Origin of the sequence: uncultured Gelidibacter sp., from assembly GCF_947500795.1 — a bacterium.
Lineage (GTDB): Bacteria > Bacteroidota > Bacteroidia > Flavobacteriales > Flavobacteriaceae > Gelidibacter.
Genome location: NZ_CANMTE010000001.1, coordinates 460004 through 483341, shown reverse-complemented (window position 1 = coordinate 483341; position 23338 = coordinate 460004). Strand labels below are relative to the sequence as shown.

21 protein-coding genes are annotated in these 23338 nt (G+C 37.0%); 9 read left to right on the top strand and 12 right to left on the bottom strand.

From position 1 onward, the window contains the following. The first annotated feature begins 19 nt into the window (after nucleotides 1-19). From arsC to Q0947_RS02120, 3 genes are all read left to right on the top strand, one after another. Nucleotides 20-361, top strand: a complete 342-nt coding sequence (gene arsC / locus Q0947_RS02130; RefSeq protein WP_299390769.1) for an arsenate reductase (glutaredoxin) — start codon at nucleotides 20-22, stop codon at nucleotides 359-361. Between the two features lie 81 nt (nucleotides 362-442). After that, complete coding sequence (locus Q0947_RS02125; protein WP_299390766.1) at nucleotides 443-862, top strand: hypothetical protein; 420 nt, start codon at nucleotides 443-445, stop codon at nucleotides 860-862. Nucleotides 863-868: 6 nt separating this feature from the next. Then, a complete protein-coding gene (locus tag Q0947_RS02120) occupies nucleotides 869-3322 on the top strand; it encodes a TonB-dependent receptor (protein ID WP_299390764.1) in 2454 nt (817 codons plus the stop codon). Nucleotides 3323-3395: 73 nt separating this feature from the next. On the opposite strand, the gene Q0947_RS02115 is transcribed toward Q0947_RS02120, so the two are convergent. The 4 genes from Q0947_RS02115 to Q0947_RS02100 all read right to left on the bottom strand — a co-directional run bounded on the left by Q0947_RS02115 (nucleotide 3396) and on the right by Q0947_RS02100 (nucleotide 5205). Next, nucleotides 3396-3584, bottom strand: coding sequence for a hypothetical protein (locus tag Q0947_RS02115; RefSeq protein ID WP_299390761.1), 189 nt, complete (start codon nucleotides 3582-3584; stop codon nucleotides 3396-3398). 96 nt (nucleotides 3585-3680) lie between these two features. Beyond that, on the bottom strand, nucleotides 3681-4322 hold the full coding sequence (locus Q0947_RS02110; protein WP_299390758.1) for a peroxiredoxin: 642 nt from the start codon (nucleotides 4320-4322) through the stop codon (nucleotides 3681-3683). 66 nt (nucleotides 4323-4388) lie between these two features. After that, on the bottom strand, nucleotides 4389-4796 hold the full coding sequence (locus tag Q0947_RS02105; RefSeq protein ID WP_299390756.1) for a VOC family protein: 408 nt from the start codon (nucleotides 4794-4796) through the stop codon (nucleotides 4389-4391). 13 nt (nucleotides 4797-4809) lie between these two features. Continuing rightward, nucleotides 4810-5205, bottom strand: a complete 396-nt coding sequence (locus tag Q0947_RS02100; protein WP_299390753.1) for a VOC family protein — start codon at nucleotides 5203-5205, stop codon at nucleotides 4810-4812. A gap of 274 nt (nucleotides 5206-5479) precedes the next feature. On the opposite strand from Q0947_RS02100, the gene fumC reads away from it, so the two are divergent. Next, nucleotides 5480-6877, top strand: coding sequence for a class II fumarate hydratase (gene fumC / locus Q0947_RS02095; protein WP_299390751.1), 1398 nt, complete (start codon nucleotides 5480-5482; stop codon nucleotides 6875-6877). Between the two features lie 114 nt (nucleotides 6878-6991). Then, complete coding sequence (gene hutI, locus Q0947_RS02090; protein ID WP_299390749.1) at nucleotides 6992-8233, top strand: imidazolonepropionase; 1242 nt, start codon at nucleotides 6992-6994, stop codon at nucleotides 8231-8233. Between the two features lie 81 nt (nucleotides 8234-8314). Here hutI and Q0947_RS02085 read toward each other — a convergent pair whose 3' ends face one another. Beyond that, a complete protein-coding gene (locus Q0947_RS02085) occupies nucleotides 8315-9199 on the bottom strand; it encodes a chromosome partitioning protein ParA (protein ID WP_299390746.1) in 885 nt (294 codons plus the stop codon). Between the two features lie 114 nt (nucleotides 9200-9313). Here Q0947_RS02085 and Q0947_RS02080 point away from each other — a divergent pair, with 114 nt between their 5' ends. From Q0947_RS02080 to Q0947_RS02070, 3 genes are read left to right on the top strand one after another with little or no spacing between them, the layout of a single operon-like run. After that, the gene (locus tag Q0947_RS02080; protein ID WP_299390744.1) at nucleotides 9314-10345 is read left to right on the top strand and encodes a formimidoylglutamase; all 1032 of its coding nucleotides are present in this window, start codon (nucleotides 9314-9316) and stop codon (nucleotides 10343-10345) included. Beyond that, nucleotides 10332-10625 carry a hypothetical protein gene (locus Q0947_RS02075; RefSeq protein ID WP_299390741.1) on the top strand — a complete coding sequence of 98 codons (294 nt, stop codon included), beginning with the start codon at nucleotides 10332-10334 and terminating at the stop codon, nucleotides 10623-10625. The genes Q0947_RS02080 and Q0947_RS02075 overlap by 14 nt, the downstream gene beginning before the upstream one ends. Continuing rightward, nucleotides 10625-11095, top strand: coding sequence for a GNAT family N-acetyltransferase (locus Q0947_RS02070; RefSeq protein WP_299390739.1), 471 nt, complete (start codon nucleotides 10625-10627; stop codon nucleotides 11093-11095). Before Q0947_RS02075 ends, Q0947_RS02070 begins: the two co-directional genes overlap by 1 nt. Nucleotides 11096-11186: 91 nt before the next feature. On the opposite strand, the gene Q0947_RS02065 is transcribed toward Q0947_RS02070, so the two are convergent. Then, on the bottom strand, nucleotides 11187-12818 hold the full coding sequence (locus tag Q0947_RS02065) for an isocitrate lyase (RefSeq protein ID WP_299390736.1): 1632 nt from the start codon (nucleotides 12816-12818) through the stop codon (nucleotides 11187-11189). A 92-nt stretch (nucleotides 12819-12910) separates the two neighbouring features. Beyond that, nucleotides 12911-14509, bottom strand: coding sequence for a malate synthase A (gene aceB / locus Q0947_RS02060; RefSeq protein WP_299390734.1), 1599 nt, complete (start codon nucleotides 14507-14509; stop codon nucleotides 12911-12913). A gap of 121 nt (nucleotides 14510-14630) precedes the next feature. Here aceB and Q0947_RS02055 point away from each other — a divergent pair, with 121 nt between their 5' ends. Continuing rightward, a complete protein-coding gene (locus Q0947_RS02055) occupies nucleotides 14631-16106 on the top strand; it encodes a helix-turn-helix domain-containing protein (RefSeq protein ID WP_299390731.1) in 1476 nt (491 codons plus the stop codon). 748 nt (nucleotides 16107-16854) lie between these two features. Here Q0947_RS02055 and Q0947_RS02050 read toward each other — a convergent pair. The 5 genes from Q0947_RS02050 to Q0947_RS02030 all read right to left on the bottom strand — a co-directional run bounded on the left by Q0947_RS02050 (nucleotide 16855) and on the right by Q0947_RS02030 (nucleotide 23307). Beyond that, on the bottom strand, nucleotides 16855-18552 hold the full coding sequence (locus Q0947_RS02050) for a hypothetical protein (RefSeq protein ID WP_299390729.1): 1698 nt from the start codon (nucleotides 18550-18552) through the stop codon (nucleotides 16855-16857). Between the two features lie 72 nt (nucleotides 18553-18624). Then, on the bottom strand, nucleotides 18625-19149 hold the full coding sequence (locus tag Q0947_RS02045) for a hypothetical protein (protein ID WP_299390726.1): 525 nt from the start codon (nucleotides 19147-19149) through the stop codon (nucleotides 18625-18627). A gap of 266 nt (nucleotides 19150-19415) precedes the next feature. Beyond that, nucleotides 19416-20651 (bottom strand): DUF6638 family protein, encoded by a 1236-nt coding sequence (locus tag Q0947_RS02040; protein WP_299390724.1) that lies wholly within the window; start codon nucleotides 20649-20651, stop codon nucleotides 19416-19418. A gap of 65 nt (nucleotides 20652-20716) precedes the next feature. Further along, the gene (locus Q0947_RS02035) at nucleotides 20717-21316 is read right to left on the bottom strand and encodes an NUDIX domain-containing protein (protein ID WP_299390722.1); all 600 of its coding nucleotides are present in this window, start codon (nucleotides 21314-21316) and stop codon (nucleotides 20717-20719) included. 32 nt (nucleotides 21317-21348) lie between these two features. Continuing rightward, the gene (locus Q0947_RS02030; RefSeq protein ID WP_299390719.1) at nucleotides 21349-23307 is read right to left on the bottom strand and encodes an AAA family ATPase; all 1959 of its coding nucleotides are present in this window, start codon (nucleotides 23305-23307) and stop codon (nucleotides 21349-21351) included. Between the last annotated feature and the right edge of the window lie 31 nt (nucleotides 23308-23338).

Below are 23338 nucleotides of genomic sequence, written 5' to 3'. Positions count from 1 at the left end.
ATCTTTAAAACCATTACTAATGATTTCTATTTATCACAATCCACGTTGTAGCAAATCAAGGGAAGCCTTGGAAATACTTGAAACCAAAACCAATGATTTTAAGGTTATCAAATATCTTGACGATGTTTTAGATGAAAAAGCTCTAGAAGAAATCATCAACTTATTAAAAATCAAACCTATTGAACTCGTCAGAAAAAATGAATCCATTTGGAAAGATGAGTATAAAGGTTTAGACTTGACCGATAAAGAAATTATCGCCGCCATGGCAAAGCATCCTAAACTTATTGAACGTCCAATTGTCATTAATGGCAATAAAGCTACTATTGGCCGACCTCCACAAAAAATCCTCGACATCCTTTAAGGGGACCTTTAACACAACTTTAACCAAACACCATTAAACCAAGTTCTATTTTTGCACTCTCAATAATAAAACCGATTTATTATGGTTGCAAAAGTAGTTAAGGTTATTGTTTTGATGCTCATTTTAGGCGTCACTCCGTCCTATGCCCAACGGAAAGAAGCGCATGAAAGAGAGCAGGAACAATATATGGAAAAACAAATGGAGCAGTACAGAGAACGTGTTTCCACATTTGTCAAACTTTTAGACATAGACGATTTTAAAGGTGAAATTCTCAAGCAAAAAATTGATGATTTCTACCAAAAACGGAATCAAATTGCCATGTCTGAACTCCACCAAATTTTCGAAAAAGAAACCTTAATTGAAGAGTTAAAGACATCACATTTTGCTGATGTTAAAGAACTTTATACGGAAGAGACGATTGCCTCAGTCCAACGTTTTGTAGAAGATAATAAATCGGAAATAAAAAAATTGCAAAAAACTAAAACCAAGAAAAACAACTAAATTAAAATGAAACTAATTCCCTACGTATTTACCCTTCTTTTTTTATTGACATCAAATCTCATTTCCGCCCAAGAGGTGAGCATTACTGGTGTTGTAATGGACAAAGATGTTAACCAACCACTGGAATATGCAACTATTGCATTTTTCAGTAAAGCAGAAAATAGAATTGTAACAGGTGGTATTACTGATATTGATGGAAAATTCGATATTAAAGTTCCTAAAGGCACCTATGATATTTCTGTTGAATATATTTCATATACAACATATAAAATCCCAAATAAGACCTTAAATAAAGACACAAATTTAGGTGTTGTAGGCATTGCTATTGATGCACAATCTTTAGGTGAAGTTTCCATTATTGCGGAACGTACCACTGTGGAAATCAAATTAGACAAAAAAATCTATAATGTTGGCCAAGATCTTACTGTAAGAGGTGGAACTGTGAGCGACGTTCTAGATAACGTTCCTTCAGTATCAGTAGACGTTGAAGGTAATGTATCGTTAAGAGGAAATGAAAACGTGACCATTTTAATCAACGGTAAACCATCTGGTTTGGTTGGTCTTAATTCAACAGATGCCTTACGCCAATTGCCAGCGGAGTCTATTGAACGTGTTGAAGTCATCACCTCACCTTCTGCACGCTACGATGCTGAAGGTACTGCAGGTATCTTAAATATCATCTTAAGAAGAAGTAAACTTCAAGGTTTAAATGGTGCCATCACTGCAAACGCAGGTCATCCAACCAATGCTGGTGTTTCTGGTAACATTAATTACAGAACTGGCGACTTCAACTTTTTCAACACAACAGGTTACAGCTATAGAGAATCTCCAGGTAAATCATTTACTGAGACGCAATATTTCAACAGACAGTTTGATGAAAACGGCAATCTTTTAATAGATAATCCTGATACGTTTTTAAATGAAAATCGTGAAACGGACAGACAAAACAAAAACTTTACAACCAATTTAGGTTTGGAATGGTACATTACCGATTCAGCTTCTTTAACAACCTCTGTAGTTTATAGAAAAAGTGATGAAGAAAACAACACTTCAAACTATATCAAAGAATTTAACGCGGCTGGCGATATTTTAAATGAATCTATGCGTTATGATCCAGAATTGGAAGACGATAAAACCATTCAATATTCATTAAACTTTGACAAGCAGTTTGGTGGCAACAGCCAACATAAATTGACATTCGATTTTCAATATGAAACGAGTGATGAAAACGAACGCTCTTTAATTTCTCAAGATGGAGATGCTGCTGAGCGCGTTGGGACTCTAAGATCTCAAGATGAAATTTTACTTCAATCAGATTACGTTTTACCATTAGGTGAAAACAGTCAATTTGAATTTGGATACCGTGGTAATTTTAATGAATTGGATACGGACTATAGTTTAGAATTCAATGATAACGGTGAGTTTGTATTAGATACTGACGTGAGCAACAACCTTATTTATAGAGAATACATCAATTCTGTATACTCTCAATTTGGTAGTAAAATAAAAAGCAAATTCTCTTATTTGTTAGGTCTTCGTATGGAATCTACAAGATTGACGATTGATCAATTAACAAGTAATGACTTTCAAAGAAAAAATTATGCAGACTTATTCCCTACTGTTAATTTAGGGTATGAAATAAATGATAAACAAAGTTTACAATTAGGCTACAACCGCAGAATTAGCCGTCCAAGATCTAGATTTATCAATCCATTCCCATCAAGAAGTAGTGCTACTAACCTATTTCAAGGAAATCCAGACATCAACCCTAGTTATTCTAACAAAGTTGACTTAGGTTATTTAAACAGATTTGGAAAATTCACCTTAAATAGCTCTATTTATTATGAGCGTGCTACTGATGTTTTCACTTTTATTAGTGAAGATACTGGCGAGGTTGCAATTATTAACGGAACTGAATTCCCAATTATTCGTCGTACACCTATCAACTTAGCGACAAATGACCGTTACGGTTTTGAGTTCACAGTGTCTTACAGACCGTCAAAAGTTTGGAACATTAATGGTAACTTCAACTTGTTCCAATCGAACACAGAAGGATTCTATAACGGATTTGATTACGGTGCAGAAAACTTAAGCTGGTTTGCAAGATTAAACAACAAATACACATTACCAGGAAATATTGATTGGCAAACACGTGTGTTCTATATGGGACCAAGTGAAGATGCTCAGAACAAAAGAAAAGGCATGTTCTCTACAGATATGGCATTTAGCAAAGATTTATTTGATGACCGCGCTTCACTCGCTTTCAACGTAAGTGATTTGTTCAATACCAGAAAACGTAGCATGGAATCTACAACACCTACATTCAACAGTAGTGCTGAATTCCAATGGAGACAACGTAGCTTCAACGTGTCATTCACTTACCGTTTCAACCAACAAAAGAAACAGCAACGTGATATGGAGCGTCGTAATGGTGGAGATGATATGGATTTTGAAGGATAAAATCTACACACCAAGGCATAAAAAAAGCGGTTTCAAATTGAAACCGCTTTTTTTTATATAAGAAATAAAATAATTATTGATTTAAGGTAGTACCTTCTCTTTTAGCTTTACGCTCCGCTTGAATTTCTTTAAAACGTTCTATTGAAGAACCAAAAATCCAGTAAGGGATTACGAAAGTCATCAAAAATATCATTAACCAAAACCCAATGGTTAAAATGGTCAAAAACGCTAAAAATCCTAAATATTGTTCAAATTCAAACATGCCGAGAGTTATTTTTAATAATTAAAGCAAAGATATAAGAAAGCATTGTGTTATACAATACCAAAATTAACTTTTATTAACAAGGTTGTTAAGACCTTAATTCTTGTTTGGTTGTGGCGTCATTCTTAAATATGAGCGCACTTCGTCATAACCTTTTGGAAACAGTTTTGTGGCTTCTTCATTACTTACCGCAGGAACAATTACACAGTCATCGCCATCATTCCAATTAGCAGGCGTTGCAACTTTATGATAGGCAGTCAATTGCAAGGAATCAATGACACGTAGCAATTCGTCAAAATTTCTACCCGTAGATGCTGGATAGGTAATGGTCAATTTCACCGTTTTATCAGGAGCAATTAAAAATACTGATCTTACAGTATGTTTGCTATCGGCATTAGGGTGAATCATATCGTATAAACGAGCGACCTTATGGTCTTCATCAGCAATAATTGGAAAGTTGACAGTGGTTTGTTGGGTCTCATTAATATCTTTTATCCAATCTTTATGAGATTCCAATCCGTCAACACTTAGTGCAATAACCTTGGTGTTGCGCTTGTCAAATTCTTCTTTATACTTGGCAACAGTGCCTAGTTCTGTAGTACATACAGGTGTAAAATCTGCAGGATGCGAAAATAAAATTCCCCAGCTATCCCCTAACCATTCATGAAAATTAATATCTCCTTCTGTAGTTTGCGCATTGAAATTGGGTGCTTCATCACCTAATCGAATCGTTTTCATAAATACATTATTTTGAATTAATTAATAGTACTAAGATAAGGAAACTAATCGTGATTCATATACGAATCAATCCTTTGGTAATTTACTTATATCGGAGAATAGAATCTCCCATTGGTGACCATCTAAGTCTTCAAAACTATGCTGATACATCCAACCATAATCTTGAGGCGCCCTATATAGTTTACCTCCTGCAGATACTGCCTTTTGGACCATCTCATCAACTTTATCTTTGCTTTCTACATCTATTGCAATCAACACTTCAGTGAATTTTTTAGCATCAACGACAGGCTTATTTGTAAAGGATTCAAACATTGGCTTGGAGAGTAACATACTATATATATTGTCGCCCAAAACCAAGCAGGCTGCTTTATCATCTGTAAATTGCATATTGAAAGTGAATCCAAGTTGCTTAAAAAAGGTTATGGATTTTTCTAAGTCATTTACAGGAAGGTTTATAAAAATTTCTGTTGCCATAATATTGTATTCTTTATGCCATTGAATGGAGTCCAACCATATTCCCTTCCGTATCGTAAAACAAGGTGATAAATCCGTATTCACCAATGGACATCTTTGGCTTAAAAACTGTTCCTCGAGCGTTCTCCACACGCGCCTCTTCAATGCTGCAATCTTCGCTTGCAAAATATACCAAAGTTGAATTACCTCCTGCCTTCACGCCTTCCATCTTAACTAGGGCTCCAGAGGCTCCCGCACCATTCATATCCATCGGAAATGCAATCATTTTGAATCCGCTATCATCTTCACTCATTTCTGGTGATTGCAGTGTTGTTAGTTTTATATCTAAAACTGTTTCGTAGAATTTTTGGGCCCTATTCAGGTCGTCAACATATATTTCAAACCATACTATTGGATTTTTCGCCTCCATAATTGATTAATTTTGAGATTATTATCCTAATAAAATTAATCATTACTATTGAATACATCATCACCATTATGCAATAAAACTTTTCAACGAAGCCCATCAATTGAATACTCTCGATATAAATTAAAGCGCCTCACAACAAAATTTAGACAATCACATATCACTTTTTTAGTTTAATGGAGGATTAGAGAGAACCTTAAAAATTAAACCTCAAAAACTATTCTTTAATCTTCCTCAAAATCTTAACTTTGTGTGGTAATTAATCATCAAAAAAATTATGGAATACAGAATTGAAAAAGACACAATGGGCGATGTTAAGGTCCCTGCAGATAAACTTTGGGGCGCACAAACTGAACGTTCCCGAAATAATTTCAAAATTGGTGCTCCTGCATCCATGCCTTTAGAAATCATTCATGGTTTTGCATATCTTAAAAAAGCAGCGGCTTATACAAACTGCGAATTAGGGGTTTTACCTGAGGAAAAGCGCGATTTGATAGCTCAGGTGTGCGACGAAATTTTAGAAGGTAAGCATGATGACCAATTTCCATTAGTTATTTGGCAAACGGGTTCTGGTACACAGAGCAACATGAACGTTAATGAAGTGATTGCTAATAGAGCGCAGCAATTAGCGGGCAAAAAGATTGGTGAAGACGAGCCTGTTATTAAAGCTAATGATGATGTTAACAAATCTCAATCCTCAAATGACACATTCCCAACAGGAATGCACATTGCCATTTATAAAAAAGTAGTTCAGAATACTATTAACGGTGTGATTCAATTACGCAACACACTCCACAATAAAGCTGGCGAGTTTAAGGATGTCGTAAAAATTGGTCGTACACATTTAATGGATGCTACTCCTATTACATTGGGTCAAGAGATTTCAGGCTATGTAGCGCAATTGGACTATGGCTTAAAAGCATTACAAAACACTTTACCACATTTGAGCGAAGTAGCTTTAGGTGGGACTGCAGTTGGTACTGGATTAAACACTCCAAAAGGCTATAGCAAACTCGTTGCTGAATATATAGCAAAATTCACGGATTTACCTTTCGTTACGGCTCCTAACAAGTTTGAAGCATTAGCTGCTCATGACGCTTTGGTGGAAACGCATGGCGCCTTAAAACAATTAGCTGTAAGCTTAAACAAAATAGCGAATGACATTCGTATGATGGCTTCTGGTCCAAGAAGTGGTATTGGTGAAATCATCATTCCTGCAAATGAGCCTGGAAGTTCTATCATGCCTGGAAAAGCAAATCCTACGCAATGTGAGGCTTTAACTATGGTTTGTGCTCAGGTTATGGGGAATGATGTTGCCGTAACTGTAGGTGGTACGCAAGGACATTATGAATTAAACGTTTTTAAACCGATGATGGCTGCTAACGTTTTGCAATCTGCTCAACTCTTAGGTGACGCATGTAGAAGTTTTGACGAGCATTGTGCACAAGGTATTGAACCTAACCACGATGTCATTAAACACCTTTTAAATAATTCTTTAATGTTGGTGACGGCGTTAAACACAAAAATTGGATACTATAAAGCAGCTGAAATTGCTAACACAGCTCATAAAAACGGTACAACTTTAAAAGAAGAAGCTGTTAATTTAGGCTATGTGACTGCAGAAGAATATGATGAATGGGTAAAACCAGAAGATATGGTTGGCGGACTTAAATAAGCCACACCAAATAGAGGTTTCAAAAATCATAAAGCCTTAGATATTTACCAAAAAAGCAAGTTAAATTTAATAACTTGCTTTTTTTTATTTCAATTTCAAATTTAGATTCATACTATGTCCATACTCATCAAAAATATTAAAGAACTGCTTCAGGTAAGGGAAACCAACGTGACCATTGTTAAAGGTGAAGACATGAAAACCTTGCCAACCCTCAAAAATGCCTATCTAATTATTGAACATGACACCATAGTTGAATATGGACTTATGTCAGATTATTTAGAATATGAAGCAGATGAAGTTATTGATGCTACAGGGAAAATCGTGCTTCCTGCATGGTGTGATTCCCATACACATATTGTATATGCGGGAGACCGCTCTCAGGAATTTGTAGATAGAATAAACGGATTAACCTATGAACAAATAGCGGAACGTGGTGGTGGAATTTTAAATTCTGCTGAAGTACTACAAAATACGTCTGAAGAGGAACTGTATCAACAATCCTTGAAACGATTAAACAGCGTGATGAAATTGGGTACAGGTGCTATTGAAATAAAATCTGGTTACGGTCTGACTGTGGAAGCCGAATTAAAAATGCTCCGCGTCATAAAACGATTGAAAAAAGAATCATTAGCATTTATAAAAACAACCTTACTTGCTGCGCATGCAGTACCTAAAGAGTTTAAGGACGATAAAACAAAATATGTAGATCTTGTAGTTTCTGAAATGATTCCAGAAGTTGGAAAATCTAAACTAGCCGATTATATTGACGTGTTTTGTGAAAAAGGCTATTTCGATCTGGAAGACACGGAACGTATTATGGTTGCTGGAGCAGCACACGGGATGACGCCAAAAATCCATGTCAACCAATTCAATGCTTTTGGTGGTGTAGCGCTTGCCGTAAAGCACAACGCGCGCTCTGTAGATCATTTGGAGGAAATGAGACCGGAAGATATTGATGCTTTAAAAGATAGCAGTACGATGCCTGTAGCGCTTCCCTCCTGTTCCTATTTCTTAAGTATTCCTTACTCTCCAGCACGCCAAATGATAGATGCTGGACTGCCATTAGCATTAGCAACCGATTACAACCCAGGATCAACGCCAAGCGGGAATATGAATTTTGTAGTGAGTACGGCATGTATTAAATTAAGAATGACTCCTGAAGAAGCTATCAATGCAGCAACCATCAATGGTGCGTATGCTATGGGCATCTCCAATCAATATGGAAGCATCTGTAGAGGAAAAAAGGCTAATATTATCATCACAAAAGAAATTCCGAGCTACAACAACCTGCCTTATAATTTTGGTGATAACCTGATCGATACGGTAATTGTAAGTGGAAAAATTTTAGATAAATAAACTTCACATTAAACTATAGAGCATAAAAAAACCCGAAAATCCATTGATTTTCGGGTTTTTTCATTTTATAATTTTTAAAGCCTATTCCAAAGTGAATTCAGTTGTAGAAACTATTTCTTTCTTGTTGTAAACATTAACAGTATAGCGTCCTTCAGCAAACTCACCTCTTGGAGAAACAAACTCACAAATGTTTAAGTTTCTGTTTTCATAATTGAATTTACTCACAATACTATAATTTAATACTTTATCACCAAACTGAATCTGCTCATTCGCTCCTAAAACATTATCCTTAGGATCTAATACCTGAACATATAATTCTTTGTCACCAGCACCCACTAAAGTGTTTTTTGCAACGGTATAACAAATTCTGATTTTATCGCTACGACGTGCTCTTTCTGTAGGAATTAATTTCCCTGAGCTTCTTTCGATCACACCAAAGGCTTTTAAACCTACAGTCTGTAAAACGGCAGCACTTTCAACTACGGATGCCAATTCTGTATTTTGAACCAATAATGAATCGGTAAACATATTACGCTCTCTCAACTTTACATTGGTACTATCCAATGAGCTCGCTAACAAAGAGTTTTCGACTTTCAACTTATCATTTTCAGCTAAAAGCACATTCATTTCTTCTTGAAGTGATAAATATTTCTTTTTATAATTCCATAAGCTGTTGACACTGTTTTGAGAGATTTTTAAAGAATCCATTAAATTTTGAATTCTATTTCTAGCATCTACTAAATCTTCATTAGCCACTTTATTCTCACTAATCGCAATATCATATTGTTTGGCCATATTATTTAAATCTGTCATGACCAATTGTTTCTCTTTAATCAGGGTAGCCTCATTTTCTTTTTTCTCATTGTATAATTTGGAGGTATAGAAACCTGTTCCAATAAATAAGGCCAATAAGATACCTAAAGCAATTTTTAATCCGGTATTTTTGTTACTACTTGAACTTTCCATAAGTTTTCTTTTTAGTTAATAAGGTTAAATTAACACTGGTTTTACTCTGTTTTTAATTGTAGAATTAAATATTAATGTATTTTTAATACTTCAAATTTAAAATTAAACTCCACAATGAACAAACTTGTTCTATTTAATATAAACGATTTAGACACGTTCTTAAAAAAAAGACCAAATGAATCCAAATTTGGAGAACACATTAAATTACTTTCCGACACTACCAATATATACGAATCTTTAACAACTTTAGACGTTGAGTATGTAATATTTGGACTACCTGAAGATATAGGTGTGTTTGCCAACTATGGAAATCGAGGTACGGCCAAAGCATGGAATGCAACTTTAAAGGTTCTGTTAAATATACAAAGTAACAGCCATACTAAAGCAAGTAAAGTACTAATTTTAGGACATTTAGATTTTAGCAAGGAGATGGAAAAGATCGATCACCTTGATACCTCTGACAAGAATATTGCAAAAGCCAGAAAGCTCACAGAAAAAATTGACCGACATGTTACGGATTTGGTGCATTTAATTGTGAGTGCAGGTAAAAAACCAATAGTTATTGGAGGTGGCCACAACAATGCTTATGGCAATATCAAAGGCACATCATTAGCTTATAAAAAACCAATCAACGTTGTTAATTTTGATGCCCATTCTGATTTTAGAAAAGAAGAAGGTCGACATAGTGGCAACGGATTTAGTTATGCCTATGCCGAAGGGTTTTTAAAAAACTATTTCATTTTCGGGCTACATGAAAATTACACATCAGAATTAATTTTTAAAACGTTGGACAAATTCAAAGCTTTAAAGTATAATACATTTGAAGCCTTAACTGTCCGAAAGGATAAAAAGTTCAAATCAGAATTGGAACGCGCTGCGAAGCACGTTGCTGAGAAACCTTTTGGTGTGGAAGTAGACTGTGATGCTATTAAGTTCATTCCTAGTAGCGCTATTACGCCGAGTGGATTCAGTGTTAAAAAAGCGAGAGCTTTTGTTACCTATTTTGGAAATCAAAACAAGGCCGCGTATTTACATATTTGTGAAGCAGCACCAACGCCAGAAACTGAAGTTATCGTTGGAAAGCTCATCACCTATCTCATTACCGATTTTATAAGGGCTAATCAATCCATTTATGAAACTAAATAGACAATATCGCATCGATTTATGGTTATTTATTGGGAGTGTTATTGTGCTGCTATATCTTTTATTGATGAATGTTATGTTTGATGGAGAAAATAGCAACACAGCATTAAAGTCGCTCATGGAAGTGATTACGGTTCCAGTTTTTAGTGTTGGCGCTGTCATTCCAATAATTGTGATTTTTAGGGGAATATCTAAAAAAACCGAACAAAAAAGCTTGGCCATTTTAACGATGCTGTTCTCTTTATTAACCGCCTTTATGATAGGTTATACCATGTTATTGTAATGATTGAAATTATTCCCTTTAAAAATAAATATGCGAAAGATTTTTACGCATTAAATATAGAGTGGCTTCAGAAATTCTTTAGTGTAGAACCTTTTGATGAAGAAGTGTTGAGCAAGCCTGAAGGATACGTCATTGAAAAGGGTGGTTATATTTTCTTCGCAAAACTTCATGAGGAAATTGTCGGAACCGTAGCCTTAATGCCAACTGAGGATGCTGATGTTTTTGAACTTACAAAAATGGCCGTATCTCCGGAACATAGAGGCTATAAAATAGGACAGCAATTGATGCAGCATTGTATTGACTTTGCTAAAGCGAACAGATTAATCTCGCTTCTCCTCTATTCCAGCACCAAGCTTGAAAACGCTATTTACATTTATAAAAAATATGGTTTTATCGAAGTTCCTATGGAGCCCAATTGCGTTTACAAACGTAGTGATATTAAAATGATACTAAAATTGAATGAGCAATAAGGATTAATAAAAATTCAGATTTTACTTAAATCAAAAAACTCCAGAAATTAATCTGGAGTCTTTTATGATCGTATTTAGTAGTGATTTGTTATTAAGCGACAACACTTAAGGGTTGCTCAACAGCAGCATCTTCCGCAATGCCTTCAAACTGATTTGACGTATTCTTTTCGCCATCCGCTTTTAAAGCCTTGTCACCAGCAAAAAATGTTTTATGATCGTCTCCAAGGTTAGATCCTGCCATACGTTGGTGCTTTACACAAGCAACACCTTTACGGATTTCTTGCCTCTGAACGCCTCTTACATACGCCAACATGCCTTCTTCTCCAAAGTATCCTTCAGTTAAATCATTCATATGCAATGCTGTTGTATGATAGGTAGGTAACGTAATCAAATGGTGGAAAATACCGGCCTCTTTAGCGCTATCTATCTGAAAGGTTTTTATTTTCTGATCTGCACGATAGCACAATTCTGAACCATCATAGGCCACATCCATTAAATTATTTCTGTCATAACTAGTCATGTTTTCGCCTTCCGCAAGCATTTCATCATAAGCTTGGTTACGGAAATTTAAAGTCCAGTTAAATGAAGGCGAATTGTTATATACCAATTTCGCATTTGGCACCACCGCTCTTATCCTGTTCACCATATGTGCAATTTGCTTCACGTTTGGCGTTGGCGTTTCAATCCATAATAAATCAGCTCCATTTTGAAGACTCGTTACACAATCTAACACCACACGATCAATATTAGAACCGTCCTTAAATTGGTATAAACCATTTGGCAATCGCACAGGGCGCACCAATTTCCCGTCTCTTTTTAAAAGCACATCATCTTCTTTCGCATCATTAATATCAATTTCTTCAGCTTCAACAAACGCTAAATATTGCGAAGCCAAATCGCCAGGTTCCTTACTAACCGGTAATTTCTGGGTCAGACTTGCACCTTCTGAATCTGTACGTGCTACGATAATACCGTCATCCACACCTAATTCTAAAAATGCATATCTGATAGCGTTTAATTTGGCTATAAAATCTTCATGAGGCACTGTCACTTTTCCATCCTGATGGCCACATTGTTTAGCATCAGACACCTGATTTTCAATCTGAATTGCACAAGCGCCAGCTTCAATCATTTTCTTGGTCAATAAATAAGTAGCTTCTTCATTACCAAAACCAGCATCAATATCTGCTATGATAGGAACAATATGTGTTTCAAAATTATCGATTTTATCCTGAACATCCTCGCCATTTTCAAGTCTGCGGAATAAATCATTCAATTCGATGGCATCCGCCTGTCTCAAGAAATCATAAATCTCAGCAATCAAAGATGGAACAGCGGTTTTTTCGTGCATGGATTGATCTGGCAAGGGTCCGAATTCTGAACGAAGCGCGGCCACCATCCAACCTGAAAGATATAAGTATCGTTTATTGGTTGTTTTATGATGTTTCTTAACCGCAATCATATTTTGCTGCGCCACAAACCCATGCCAGCAACCTAAAGACTGCGTATAATTTGAAGCATCTGCATCATAATCAGCCATATCCTGTCTCATAATAGCCGCGGTATATTTAGCGATATCCAAACCGGTTTTAAAACGGTTTTGAGTGACCATTCTCGCAGCGTTTTCAGGATTTATAGCATTCCAGGTTGTCCCATACTTTGCTTTAAGGTTCCTTACAGTTTCTAAAGCTGAACTATAATTACTTTGTGCTAAATTTTTCATAATTTTGTGTTTGATTATTAAGGTTTTCTAGATTTTGATAATTACGTCTCGTACACTATTCCCGTAGTTGCGAGACATTTTTTTTTATTTTTTTAGATGTATTGATATGCTGGCAAGGTTAAAAACTCTTCAAATTCTTCATTCGTAACCAACCTATCAAACAGTTCAATCGCTAAATTGAATTTGGTGTTTTTAATATTTTCCTCTCCATATTCTCTGATGATTTTTTCAACTTCATCATCAAAAATAGAAGTGTAAAGTGCCTTCGTAAAGTTGCGCCCATCTTCTAATACCACTTCATTCTTCAGCCATTGCCAAACCTGACTTCTAGAAATTTCAGCGGTGGCTGCATCTTCCATTAAATTATAGAGCGCAACGGCACCATGGCCTCGCAACCAAGCTTCAGTATATAAAAGTCCCACGTTGATGTTTTTTCTCACCCCTTCTTCAGTTACAGTCCCTTTTGGAAGCTCTACTAAATCTTCTTTGGTTATTGAAACATCGTCTCGGGTCACATGATATTGATGAGGCGTTGGCATATGTTTGTCAAATTCTTTCATCGCCACTTCTACCAATGCTGGATGTGCCACCCAAGTGCCGTCATGACCGTTTTTCACTTCGAGTTCCTTATCCACTCGAACTTTTTCTAATGCTGCTTTATTAGCTTCAGGATTGTTCTTTATCGGGATTTGAGCCGCCATTCCGCCAATGGCATGGATGCCACGTTTATGGCAACGCTGAATCACCAATTTTGAATACGCGGCCATAAATGGCGTTGCCATGGTAACCTGATCGCGATTGGGCACGATAAAATTCTCGTGATTTCTAAATTTCTTGATATAGGAAAAGATATAATCCCAACGACCACAGTTTAGGCCAACAATATGATCCTTTAGTTCGTAGATGATTTCATCCAACTGAAAACTTGCAGTGATGGTTTCGATCAAAACCGTTGCTTTAAAGGTTCCCTTTGGAACTCCTAAATACTCTTGAGCAAACTCAAAAACATCGTTCCACCATCTAGCTTCCGTATAATGTTCCAATTTTGGTAGGTAGAAATAGGGCGCTGTATTATTATCCAATAGCGTTCTTGTATTGTGAAATACATACAATCCAAAATCAACTAAACTTCCAGAGGTTACTTCCTTATTGATTAAAATGTGGCGTTCGTTAAGGTGCAAACCTCGAGGACGTACTAAAAGCACCGCCGGATTGTCATTCAATTGATACGATTTGTTGCGTTTAGCATCGTGAAGCGAAATGGTTCTTTTATTGGCATCAATCAGATTTTGTTGCCCTTCAATAGCATTTTTCCAAGTTGGTGCATTGCTATCTTCTAAATCGGCCATAAATGTTTTCGCTCCAGAATTAAGTGCATTGATCACCATTTTTCTGTCTACAGGACCTGTAATCTCCACACGTCTATCCAATAAATCTTGCGGAATAGAGCCCGCTGTCCAATCGCCTTCTCTGATAGCTTTAGTTTCTGCAGGGAAATCCGGAAAGGCACCTGTATCAAATACGTGTTGCTGTGCTTCTCTCGATTTTAGCAATTCTAAGCGACGATGGTTAAACTCTTCGTGCAAAGCGGACAAAAACTCAAGGGCTTTATCGGTTAAGATTTCAGGATAGTAGTTTTTTACCTCCTTTGAATATTGAATTTTCGGTGCGCTTAAAATGTTGTTTTCCATGATGTTGTCGTTTTGATAGTACAATGATAAAAATAACTTTTTTAAAAAACAAGCGAACGTTCGCTAAATTAATAAATTCGCTAAAAATAGTTATTCGCAAAAAACGATTATATTTGTGATTATGGAAGAAGACTACATTAAACTTATATTCGGGTTAAAACTCAAGCAGATCAGGACAGAAAAGAATTTGTCCCTATTTGGCTTGTCTAAATTATCGGGCTTATCGAAGTCCTATTTGAACGAAATTGAAAAGGGCAAAAAATATCCGAAACCGGATAAAATTTCGATGCTTTCAGACAAATTGGAAGTGCCATATGACCAAATGGTATCTTTAAAACTGGATAAAAACTTGGCCCCTATTGGCGATATTTTAAAATCTAAAATTTTAAAAGAAATTCCATTAGACCTTTTTGGAATCCAAGAAAGCACCCTCATTGATATCGTTTCCAATGCGCCAGCAAAGGTGAATGCCTTTATAAGTACTATTATTGAAATCGCGCAGAATTACAATTTCAGTCGTGAGAGTTTTTACTTAGCTTCCGTAAGATCCTTCCAACAGGCGAACCATAATTATTTTGAAGAAATTGAACAGGCCGTTTTGAAATTCGCTAAGGCTTATCAAATTGATTTAACCAAACCAATCGATTCTGATGAATTAAAGGAAATTCTAATTGAGGAATACGGTTATGTGTTTAATGAAACTGAATTAGACAAACATCAGGCATTAGATTCGTTACGTTCTGTATTTGTACCAAAAACAAAGACACTTTTGCTTGCTAACCAAATGGATGATGCTCAGCGGACGTTCATTTATGCCAAAGAGCTGGCATATAATTTTCTGCAATACAAAGAACGACTTTACACCTTTTCATGGATTAAATTTGAAAACTTTGATCAGGTATTGAATAATTTTTATGCCTCGTATTTTGCTGGCGCTTTAATTTTACCTAAAGCCAGCATAACCGAACAACTCACTACGTTATTTGAAAAAGAGACGTTTGATGAGCACTTGTTTTTAGAAATATTAAATTCCTATAACGCGTCACCAGAATCCTTCTATCAACGCTTGACCAATGTGCTCCCAAAAGAGTTTAATATTCAAGATTTATTCTTTTTACGCTTTACACATCGTGCAGGAAGTGAACGTTTTCACCTCAAAAAAGAATTGCATTTATCGCACCAACACTCACCACGCGCCAATGAAACTAATGAACATTACTGTCGCCGTTGGGTATCTTTAAGAGTTTTAAAAACCATCAGCAGCACCAAAGAAGATCATGTTTTTGATCTTCAGATATCGGATTATCCTGATGATGATATGAAATATTTACTGTTATCATCCGCTACAAAAGACCCTTTTAGAGACAATCAATACAGAAGTATAAGCATCGGTTTATTGATTAACAAACAACTGCAACGCAAAATAGCCTTTTTAGATGACCCTAAAATTAAGACTACAAAGGTTGGCGTAACTTGTGAACGTTGTGCGATTGCTGATTGTGAGGTGAGACAAGCGCCACCAATTTTACTTGAGCGGAAAAACAAAAATGCGCAGATTGAGACGGTCGTAGCGGATTTACAGAAGCGGTTTGGGTAGTGTGTTTTTGGTTTTGTGATGAATGGAATGAGGTCTTATTTTGTCATGTCGAATGCAATGAGACATCGCATAAAGCAAGTAAACTGGTGATTACTGTTATGGGATTCCTCCTGACGTCGGAATGACAAAGCCCAGTCGGAATGACAATGAAACTGGTTTGTCATGTCGAATGTAATGAGACATCTCATAATCATAATCCGCGGTTACACTGTTATGGGATTCCTCCTAGCGTCGGAATGACAAAACTGGGTGGGAATGACAATGCGAGCTTTTGTCATGTCGAATGCAATGAGACATCGCATAAAGCAAGTAAACTGATGATTAGTGCTATGGGATTCCTCCTGACGTCGGAATGACAAACTCGTCGTTGGAATGACGAATAATCATTTTGTCATGTCGAATGCAATGAGACATCTCATAATCATAATCCAAGGCTATTAGGATGCGCCGTTATGGGATTCCTCCTATCGTCGGAATGACAAAATTGTGTCGGAATGACAATAAAATTGTTTTGTCATGTCGAATGCAATGAGACATCTCATAATCATATTCCACGGTTTCACTGTTATGGGATTCCTCCTGACGTCGGAATGACAAACCTAAGCCGGAATGACAATGAAACTGGTTTGTCATGTCGAATGTAATGAGACATCTCATAATCAGAATCCAAGGCTACTTGGATGCGCCGTTATGGGATTCCTCCTATCGTCGGAATGACAAAAAGTAAGTTGGAATGATAAATTCCTTATTAATTCCCAGCGGAATTCAACGAGTCTATTTTACGTTGTAACTTTTCTATTTCTTGAGCATTAGCATTAATCTTTGGAATAGATCGTATTGAATCCATTTCCCGTTGCATCAAGTCTAAATCGGAAGTTCGGTTTTCTTCTTCATAAAAATATCCTATCCCTTCACTTGCTCTCCAAGCTTCATTGAGCTGATCGTATACGGTTTCATCCCATGTGCTTGGTCGTTTGACATCAATCCAAATCACGTCGCGATACTCGCTATCAACCAACGCCAAGTCCGGGGTTGCTGATCCGTCAAATTTTGCAGAACCATCTTTAACGGCGGATACTGTTCCTAAGAAAAACATCCGTCTGCGACCTGCGATATCTTTTATATAAGGTCTGAACTCTACTGGCTTATTAACCGACCAATCATATTCTTTACGAGACTCAATTATTTTTAAAGGCATTGCTGAAACTCCCGCATAGCCTTGTTTCTTGGCGGCATGATCATAATAAAACAACTTATCAGTACCATCTGCAGGTACAAAAACACTATAGGTCAAACTCGTGCGCTCTTCTCCAATAGGCTCCAATCCAAACCAGTGGTATAAGCCGTTATATGCTTTGGCATCAACCGATGAAAAATCAAAATCGGTAACAAAAGGCTGCTGATTTTGGTCTTCTGGTAAGTCTGGTATTTTCACAGCAGTTTCCATTTTCCATGGTAATGGGTCCGTAAATCCACCTAAAAATTTTAAAGACTCGGCTTGTAATCGAGATACTTTTTCAGATAGCGTGTTTTGTCTGGTTAAAAACGGGTAATTTTTCATATTCTCGGGACTGACATACGTGCCTTTTCCAATTAAAACCCGCTCTATATAGTCGTTAAAATCGTGTTCCCCACTATCGATTATCATTACGCCACCAAAGGTTGGATAAGGAAAAAAGAAGCCTTTCCATTTGATTAAGCTCACCACTTCCACCCATTTACCGGAATCATTTTTCATATAAAACGTATCGCCAGGTTCCATGGTAAACAATTGCCAAATATTGAAACGTTGCACCACAGCATTATAGGTGTTTCTGCTGAATTTTAGAGATTCGCCAATTGAAAAGGTCACTGGAATACGGTTTTCATTAGAAAACCTAGGAAATGGCGATGTACTGGATACCGCAAATACCTCCTCCGTATTTTCACTGATTTGCTGCATGGTATATTTTTCGGAAGGTTGGATGGCCATAGTCCATTTGTTTTCACCATCAACCCTTACCAAGTGTGGTAGAGACACATCTTTGGTCTCCCCAACCGATTCATTCGCCATTGAAAAGATATTACGCAACGGCTGAATACGCTCATTTTGGGTGAGCGGCAATTCGTTAATTTGAACCTTATTCAAGTTATTGAACACATTGTAGGTTTTCACATAATCGTACATTTTAAAGTGTCCGCCAATGACATACAGCATCCCGAAAAAGAGTAATAGAAAGACAAGAATCATGATGCGACGTCCTACGCTTGCCGAGTTTCTAAAGCTTCGCAACCCGAAAAACATGACCAAACCGATTACCAGAATGAGGAAGATATACTTTCTTATCCATAGTAAAAACGGTTGGTAATCATCTCGAAGAAAAAACAATAACAACATCAAAACCAAGGTAACAACGATGGTGATTGTTTTTTGTCTACTGCCTCTATTCCAATAATTCTTTATCATAATTACGCTGTTCTATTATTAAACTTATTACAACATCAAACTCAAACCTCAGTCCTCAAACCTCACACCTATCTACATCAGCCCTTTATCCTTCAATCGCTCTCGGGCGCTCTTCTTAGGCTCAACAGGATTTTCTTCGATTTCCTTTTTAGCTTCTTCCACCACTTTTGGTTCTCTAGACGTGATATCCTGAATAAAATCGCGCCCTTGATCTATAGCATTATCAAATTTTTCTTCTATGGTATCACTATGGGCATCGATTACTTTTTCAGATTTCAGCACAAAACCTCCAATATAAGTCCCAATAAGCGTCCCTACAATACTAGAAGCGAATACTGAAATTGTTGCTATATCTATCGGAATTAAAAATCGAGCGATTAAAATACCAACCAAAAAAATCATCGTGATGAATACCAGACGTAATAGAAATTTTTGTTGGTATACAAAACCCGTTGGATTGTCCGGTGACATTTGTAGCTTTTTGGAATACATCAACTTATTTATAAAGCGATAGAGTCGGTTGCCTGTTGATTCCCGCCAATACAGCAAGATTCCGAATAAAATGGAGCCGATGAAAACAATGATTTCTAATGTCATGATGTCGAGTTTTTAATGCTTAAAAGTTTAATAATTCTATAACCCTTCCGTCTTTAGGCTCTTTGTGGAGCCTAAATCCACCTTCCCTTATAAAGGGAAGGAACTTTTGTGATAGTTATTAATTGCGTTTTTTAAAAAGCTTAAAACTTCTCCTCCTTTTTAAGGAGGAGTGGATTCAGTTTCAGTAAAGAAACTGAAGACGAGGTGGTTAATTCAGCCTTTCCTCAATTAAACATTCCGCCTCCCTTAAAATTAGTCTATAATACTTAAATATTGTTACGAATCGTCGCAATTACCCAATCTTTCAAGGAATCATCCCAAGTGTCATAGTTTTTATAAAACAGCTCTTTATCATACCAATACAGAAATAAAACATCCAATGGAGCTATATTGACCAACAATTTCCAGATTAAATCCTGATGTTTGACATTCAATGACGAATGTGGTTCATTTAATGCTTCAAATAATTCTACATCAACAATATCCGCCAATTTATGCTGATTGCTGATTTCCATTTTCTCCAAATAGAGCTCAACACTCATTACATTTTTCCGGTCTTCAATACTTAGTTTATTCAAATACCCCTTAAATAACACATTATCCTCCAAAATATCTTGAATAGGGTGTGGTGTATCCTTTAAATACTGAGCGAACATAAATTTTTTGATTCGGTTATACCGTGGTGTTTTTACAGCAGCATCTAAATCGTATCCGACGATTAAATGATCGCGCAATTTATCCATCAATTCTGGCTGAGAAATATGATAGATTAACACATCATAAGTGATATCCTTAATAGCTTCCTTATGCCACTTTTCGTCTTGAAAAACAACGATTGGAGAAATAAAATCGCGCAACACAAACACACCGCCAAAGGCTTTGGTATAAAACGAGTCTGTGGTGTAATACAATTGTGGGAGCTCAAGATTCCGATGTCTTAAATCGCCATACGTTTTAGCCGATTCCAACAACTGTTGGTGCAAACCTTCGTCAATAAAATTATGGCCTTGTTTAAACTTATCTATTAACCCAAACTGCTGTTTTTGGACTTTATCCAGATTATTGATCAGTTTAAACGTCATAGAAATATCGCCATATTTCAAGACATCCAAAGGCTCATAAAACGCATCAATATGTTGATCAAAGTGCACGCAAATGGCGCAATCTCTGGTAATATCGTTGATTTTATCACCATGAGTTCTAAACACATGCTGCATCATTTCCCGATCGAACGTATGGAAAGGCACATAGACTGGTTTTCCTTTTTGCAACGGGGTAATGATAATGGCATTCGGATTGGCTTCACCGTTATTCAAATAATGGATTTCCTGCTTCTCTTCAGCAATTTCAGGGCTCCAACCAATACCATCGATAGAAAAATTAGTAAGTTTCGTTTCAGTAAACCCTAATATTTTAAGGCACTGATTGTAACGCTCAACCAATTTCCCACTAATGGGAATGAGTTCGTCTCTATATAATTGTGCTGCTTTTAATTTTTCCATTAAAAAATGTCAATAATTTTATCTCAATGAATTGTGTCTCATCTCTCTACTCTCTTCTCTCTTTTCTATTTTCTATTCTCTACCCCAAACAATCCATGTATCTGTGCATATTGTAACAACATAATCGTTTTCGCATCACGAATTTCAGTCGATGCAATCATTTGTAAAGCTTTTGAGAACGATAGTTCTATCACTTCAATTTCTTCGAGTTCCCCTGCAACTCCTCCGCCTTCATGTACTTTCATAGTGTCGGAATACGGTGCGACGAATAAGTACATTTTTTCGGTCAAGGCTCCAGGTGAAGTATAGGCTTCCATCACTTTTTTAACATCGGTGATTCTGTAGCCGACTTCCTCTTCCACTTCTCTTATAATTGTAACTTCCGGCGAGTCGTTATCATCGATGGCTCCAGCGCAGACTTCAATAGACATGCCTTCGTTCTTATTGGTTTGAAAAATTGGCATCCGAAATTGCCGGGTTAAAATAACCGTTCCTTTTTCTGAATTGTATAATAAAATTCCGGTGCCGTGCCCACGATCATAACTTTCGCGTGAGACGCGCTTCCAAGAGCCATTTTTAAATTGGTAATCATAATTGATTTCTGACAAGGTTGCCCAAGCTTTAGAAAGCGTTTTAATAGTAATATTTTTGATGTTTTCTGACATTCTATAAATTTTGTCTGATTTAGATTTTATTTTTAACTATCGAATTGACGACGTGCTGCCAATTCAATATTAAGGTCGTTAACTCTAGAATCCACCTGGCGTTTGAAATCGGTATCCGCAATTGTGGCCACATTATCTAGATACCGCACCACTTCCTGACGCCGTATTTCAGAAAAATCGAGGCCTTTCATATTGGCGCGCATCAATTCTTGAAGCATATTAAACTTGGTGTCGTAATCTTGCTTAAAATACACTTCAGGATTATCAAACCACGAGCTCTCCAAATCAAAATCAGTAAGTCGCAATGAAATGGCCGATTGGATATTCCGAACATCCCTGGACGAAAAGAATGGAAACACGCGCTGCATTTCTTTATACAGATTGGCGTAAAATTGATGTTCGTTGGTTTGGAATTGACTTTCTACCTTGTCATAAACCGCATGGACGCGCTCTTCTGAAGGTTTACCGACCGATTTGAGAATCTCTCCCATATTTTTAGCCACACCTTGATCTTGAAGATATTGGTATTGCTCCGGATTTTTCATATTGATAAAATCTGGCATCGTATGTTGCAACTTTCGCCACCATAAATGATCCTGATCTAAAAAATCGTGTTCCGTCTGTGCGCCGTCAATTTTGAATCGGCCTTGCACACGCGAAATCACCGCCTTATCCAACATTTCAGGTAAATTAGTGAACAAACCGATAGCACTATTTCCGTAATTTACCGCATAAGCGCCTTCAGTATATCTTAAAAACACACCGATAACTTCCTTTACGCCTGCCGACACACCTTGCGCGGTACGTTCTTGTAAATTGTTTTCAGCATCATCTATTGGTGCAAAAATCAGTTTTGTAGGATCTTGCATGGGTTTCATCCATTCTACCATCTTTTCTGCAGAACCTCCCTGAAATGTAGAGATTAAAGTGTCCGGCATAGGATGAAATAAAAACGGGAGCTCCAAATGCTCACAGTGTTCTTTTAACCGCGTCGCAATGGCTGCGATGAGCATACTTTTTCCTGTTCCTGGAATTCCGTAACCCATAAATACGGGCATAAAGCCGCCCAATTCTTGAAACGGATTTTTCTTTGCCGTAAAATCATAACTCAACATACGCTCGGTCAATCGTCGGGCGAAATGCTTAGCATCTTTATTACCAACAATCTGTTCAAATTGGATTTTATTAAACTCGACGTTTTTAGCGGCTCCAGCAAACACATTATTCCATCCAGAAATTGCGAAATCTGAATGCTCCAATTTATAGGTTCTGTCCAAAATGGTTTCTTGGTGTTCCAAAGTGGCTTTTCGCATTTGGATTTCGTCGATCAGCGCTTCAAAAAACACGACTGTAAAATCGGCCACATCCTTATCACTTTTGATAATATCGGGATGTCCTAAATACTTGTCGTAATAAAACAGGATACACGCCACACCTTTCAAAGGTGATAAAAGTGAAATCTCAGGAATCCCCGCGAACTTTTGTTTCATGACGCTTAAATCGTCAGAAGCATACGGTTTTAGATGATGCAGAATATAATAAGCAGCTGAAAATAACATGAACGCCGTTGCCGTGTGCATTTTGCTTTCGTATTCCCGTTTTCCCATACTATCTAAGGACGCTTTCCGCTCATTTAAGCTGGACAAACCGGAGGCATCATAATAACTATCCTTTATCCATACGCCAAGCGTCAACCCTTCCTGAACCGCATATAAGGTTTGATTGAGCAATACTGGGATTGCAATAGAATCCGGCAACAACCGTTTTTTAAGCTCTAAAATGGTCTTAGAAACAGATGTTGTTTCTGCAACATTAGAGCCGTTGTTGGCACGAGAAAGATACAGGAGAATCGATTCGTCTTTCGCCTCCTTATCTTTGTTTTTGGCGCGCTGCCCTTGCTCCCATTGAATGCTTTTTAGGTATGATGCTGCTTCATCGCGAAGCATATCGAGTTCGTTTTGTTTTATGGGAAATGTGGAGTTTTGTTGCATAGTTTTTATAAGTCCTCAGTTGGCAGTCTTC

What these genes read in the sequence shown, in the direction of transcription:
- Q0947_RS02030 (WP_299390719.1), bottom strand. Translation starts at nt 23,307, where the DNA reads ATGCAACAAAACTCCACATTTCCCATAAAACAAAACGAACTCGATATG.
- Q0947_RS02100 (WP_299390753.1), bottom strand. Translation starts at nt 5,205, where the DNA reads ATGGAGGCGAAAAATCCAATAGTATGGTTTGAAATATATGTTGACGAC.
- Q0947_RS02040 (WP_299390724.1), bottom strand. Translation starts at nt 20,651, where the DNA reads ATGGAAAAATTAAAAGCAGCACAATTATATAGAGACGAACTCATTCCC.
- Q0947_RS02050 (WP_299390729.1), bottom strand. Translation starts at nt 18,552, where the DNA reads ATGATAAAGAATTATTGGAATAGAGGCAGTAGACAAAAAACAATCACC.
- Q0947_RS02120 (WP_299390764.1), top strand. Translation starts at nt 869, where the DNA reads ATGAAACTAATTCCCTACGTATTTACCCTTCTTTTTTTATTGACATCA.
- Q0947_RS02035 (WP_299390722.1), bottom strand. Translation starts at nt 21,316, where the DNA reads ATGTCAGAAAACATCAAAAATATTACTATTAAAACGCTTTCTAAAGCT.
- Q0947_RS02125 (WP_299390766.1), top strand. Translation starts at nt 443, where the DNA reads ATGGTTGCAAAAGTAGTTAAGGTTATTGTTTTGATGCTCATTTTAGGC.
- Q0947_RS02055 (WP_299390731.1), top strand. Translation starts at nt 14,631, where the DNA reads ATGGAAGAAGACTACATTAAACTTATATTCGGGTTAAAACTCAAGCAG.
- Q0947_RS02105 (WP_299390756.1), bottom strand. Translation starts at nt 4,796, where the DNA reads ATGGCAACAGAAATTTTTATAAACCTTCCTGTAAATGACTTAGAAAAA.
- Q0947_RS02045 (WP_299390726.1), bottom strand. Translation starts at nt 19,149, where the DNA reads ATGACATTAGAAATCATTGTTTTCATCGGCTCCATTTTATTCGGAATC.
- hutI (WP_299390749.1), top strand. Translation starts at nt 6,992, where the DNA reads ATGTCCATACTCATCAAAAATATTAAAGAACTGCTTCAGGTAAGGGAA.
- arsC (WP_299390769.1), top strand. Translation starts at nt 20, where the DNA reads ATGATTTCTATTTATCACAATCCACGTTGTAGCAAATCAAGGGAAGCC.
- Q0947_RS02080 (WP_299390744.1), top strand. Translation starts at nt 9,314, where the DNA reads ATGAACAAACTTGTTCTATTTAATATAAACGATTTAGACACGTTCTTA.
- Q0947_RS02070 (WP_299390739.1), top strand. Translation starts at nt 10,625, where the DNA reads ATGATTGAAATTATTCCCTTTAAAAATAAATATGCGAAAGATTTTTAC.
- aceB (WP_299390734.1), bottom strand. Translation starts at nt 14,509, where the DNA reads ATGGAAAACAACATTTTAAGCGCACCGAAAATTCAATATTCAAAGGAG.
- Q0947_RS02075 (WP_299390741.1), top strand. Translation starts at nt 10,332, where the DNA reads ATGAAACTAAATAGACAATATCGCATCGATTTATGGTTATTTATTGGG.
- Q0947_RS02115 (WP_299390761.1), bottom strand. Translation starts at nt 3,584, where the DNA reads ATGTTTGAATTTGAACAATATTTAGGATTTTTAGCGTTTTTGACCATT.
- fumC (WP_299390751.1), top strand. Translation starts at nt 5,480, where the DNA reads ATGGAATACAGAATTGAAAAAGACACAATGGGCGATGTTAAGGTCCCT.
- Q0947_RS02085 (WP_299390746.1), bottom strand. Translation starts at nt 9,199, where the DNA reads ATGGAAAGTTCAAGTAGTAACAAAAATACCGGATTAAAAATTGCTTTA.
- Q0947_RS02110 (WP_299390758.1), bottom strand. Translation starts at nt 4,322, where the DNA reads ATGAAAACGATTCGATTAGGTGATGAAGCACCCAATTTCAATGCGCAA.
- Q0947_RS02065 (WP_299390736.1), bottom strand. Translation starts at nt 12,818, where the DNA reads ATGAAAAATTTAGCACAAAGTAATTATAGTTCAGCTTTAGAAACTGTA.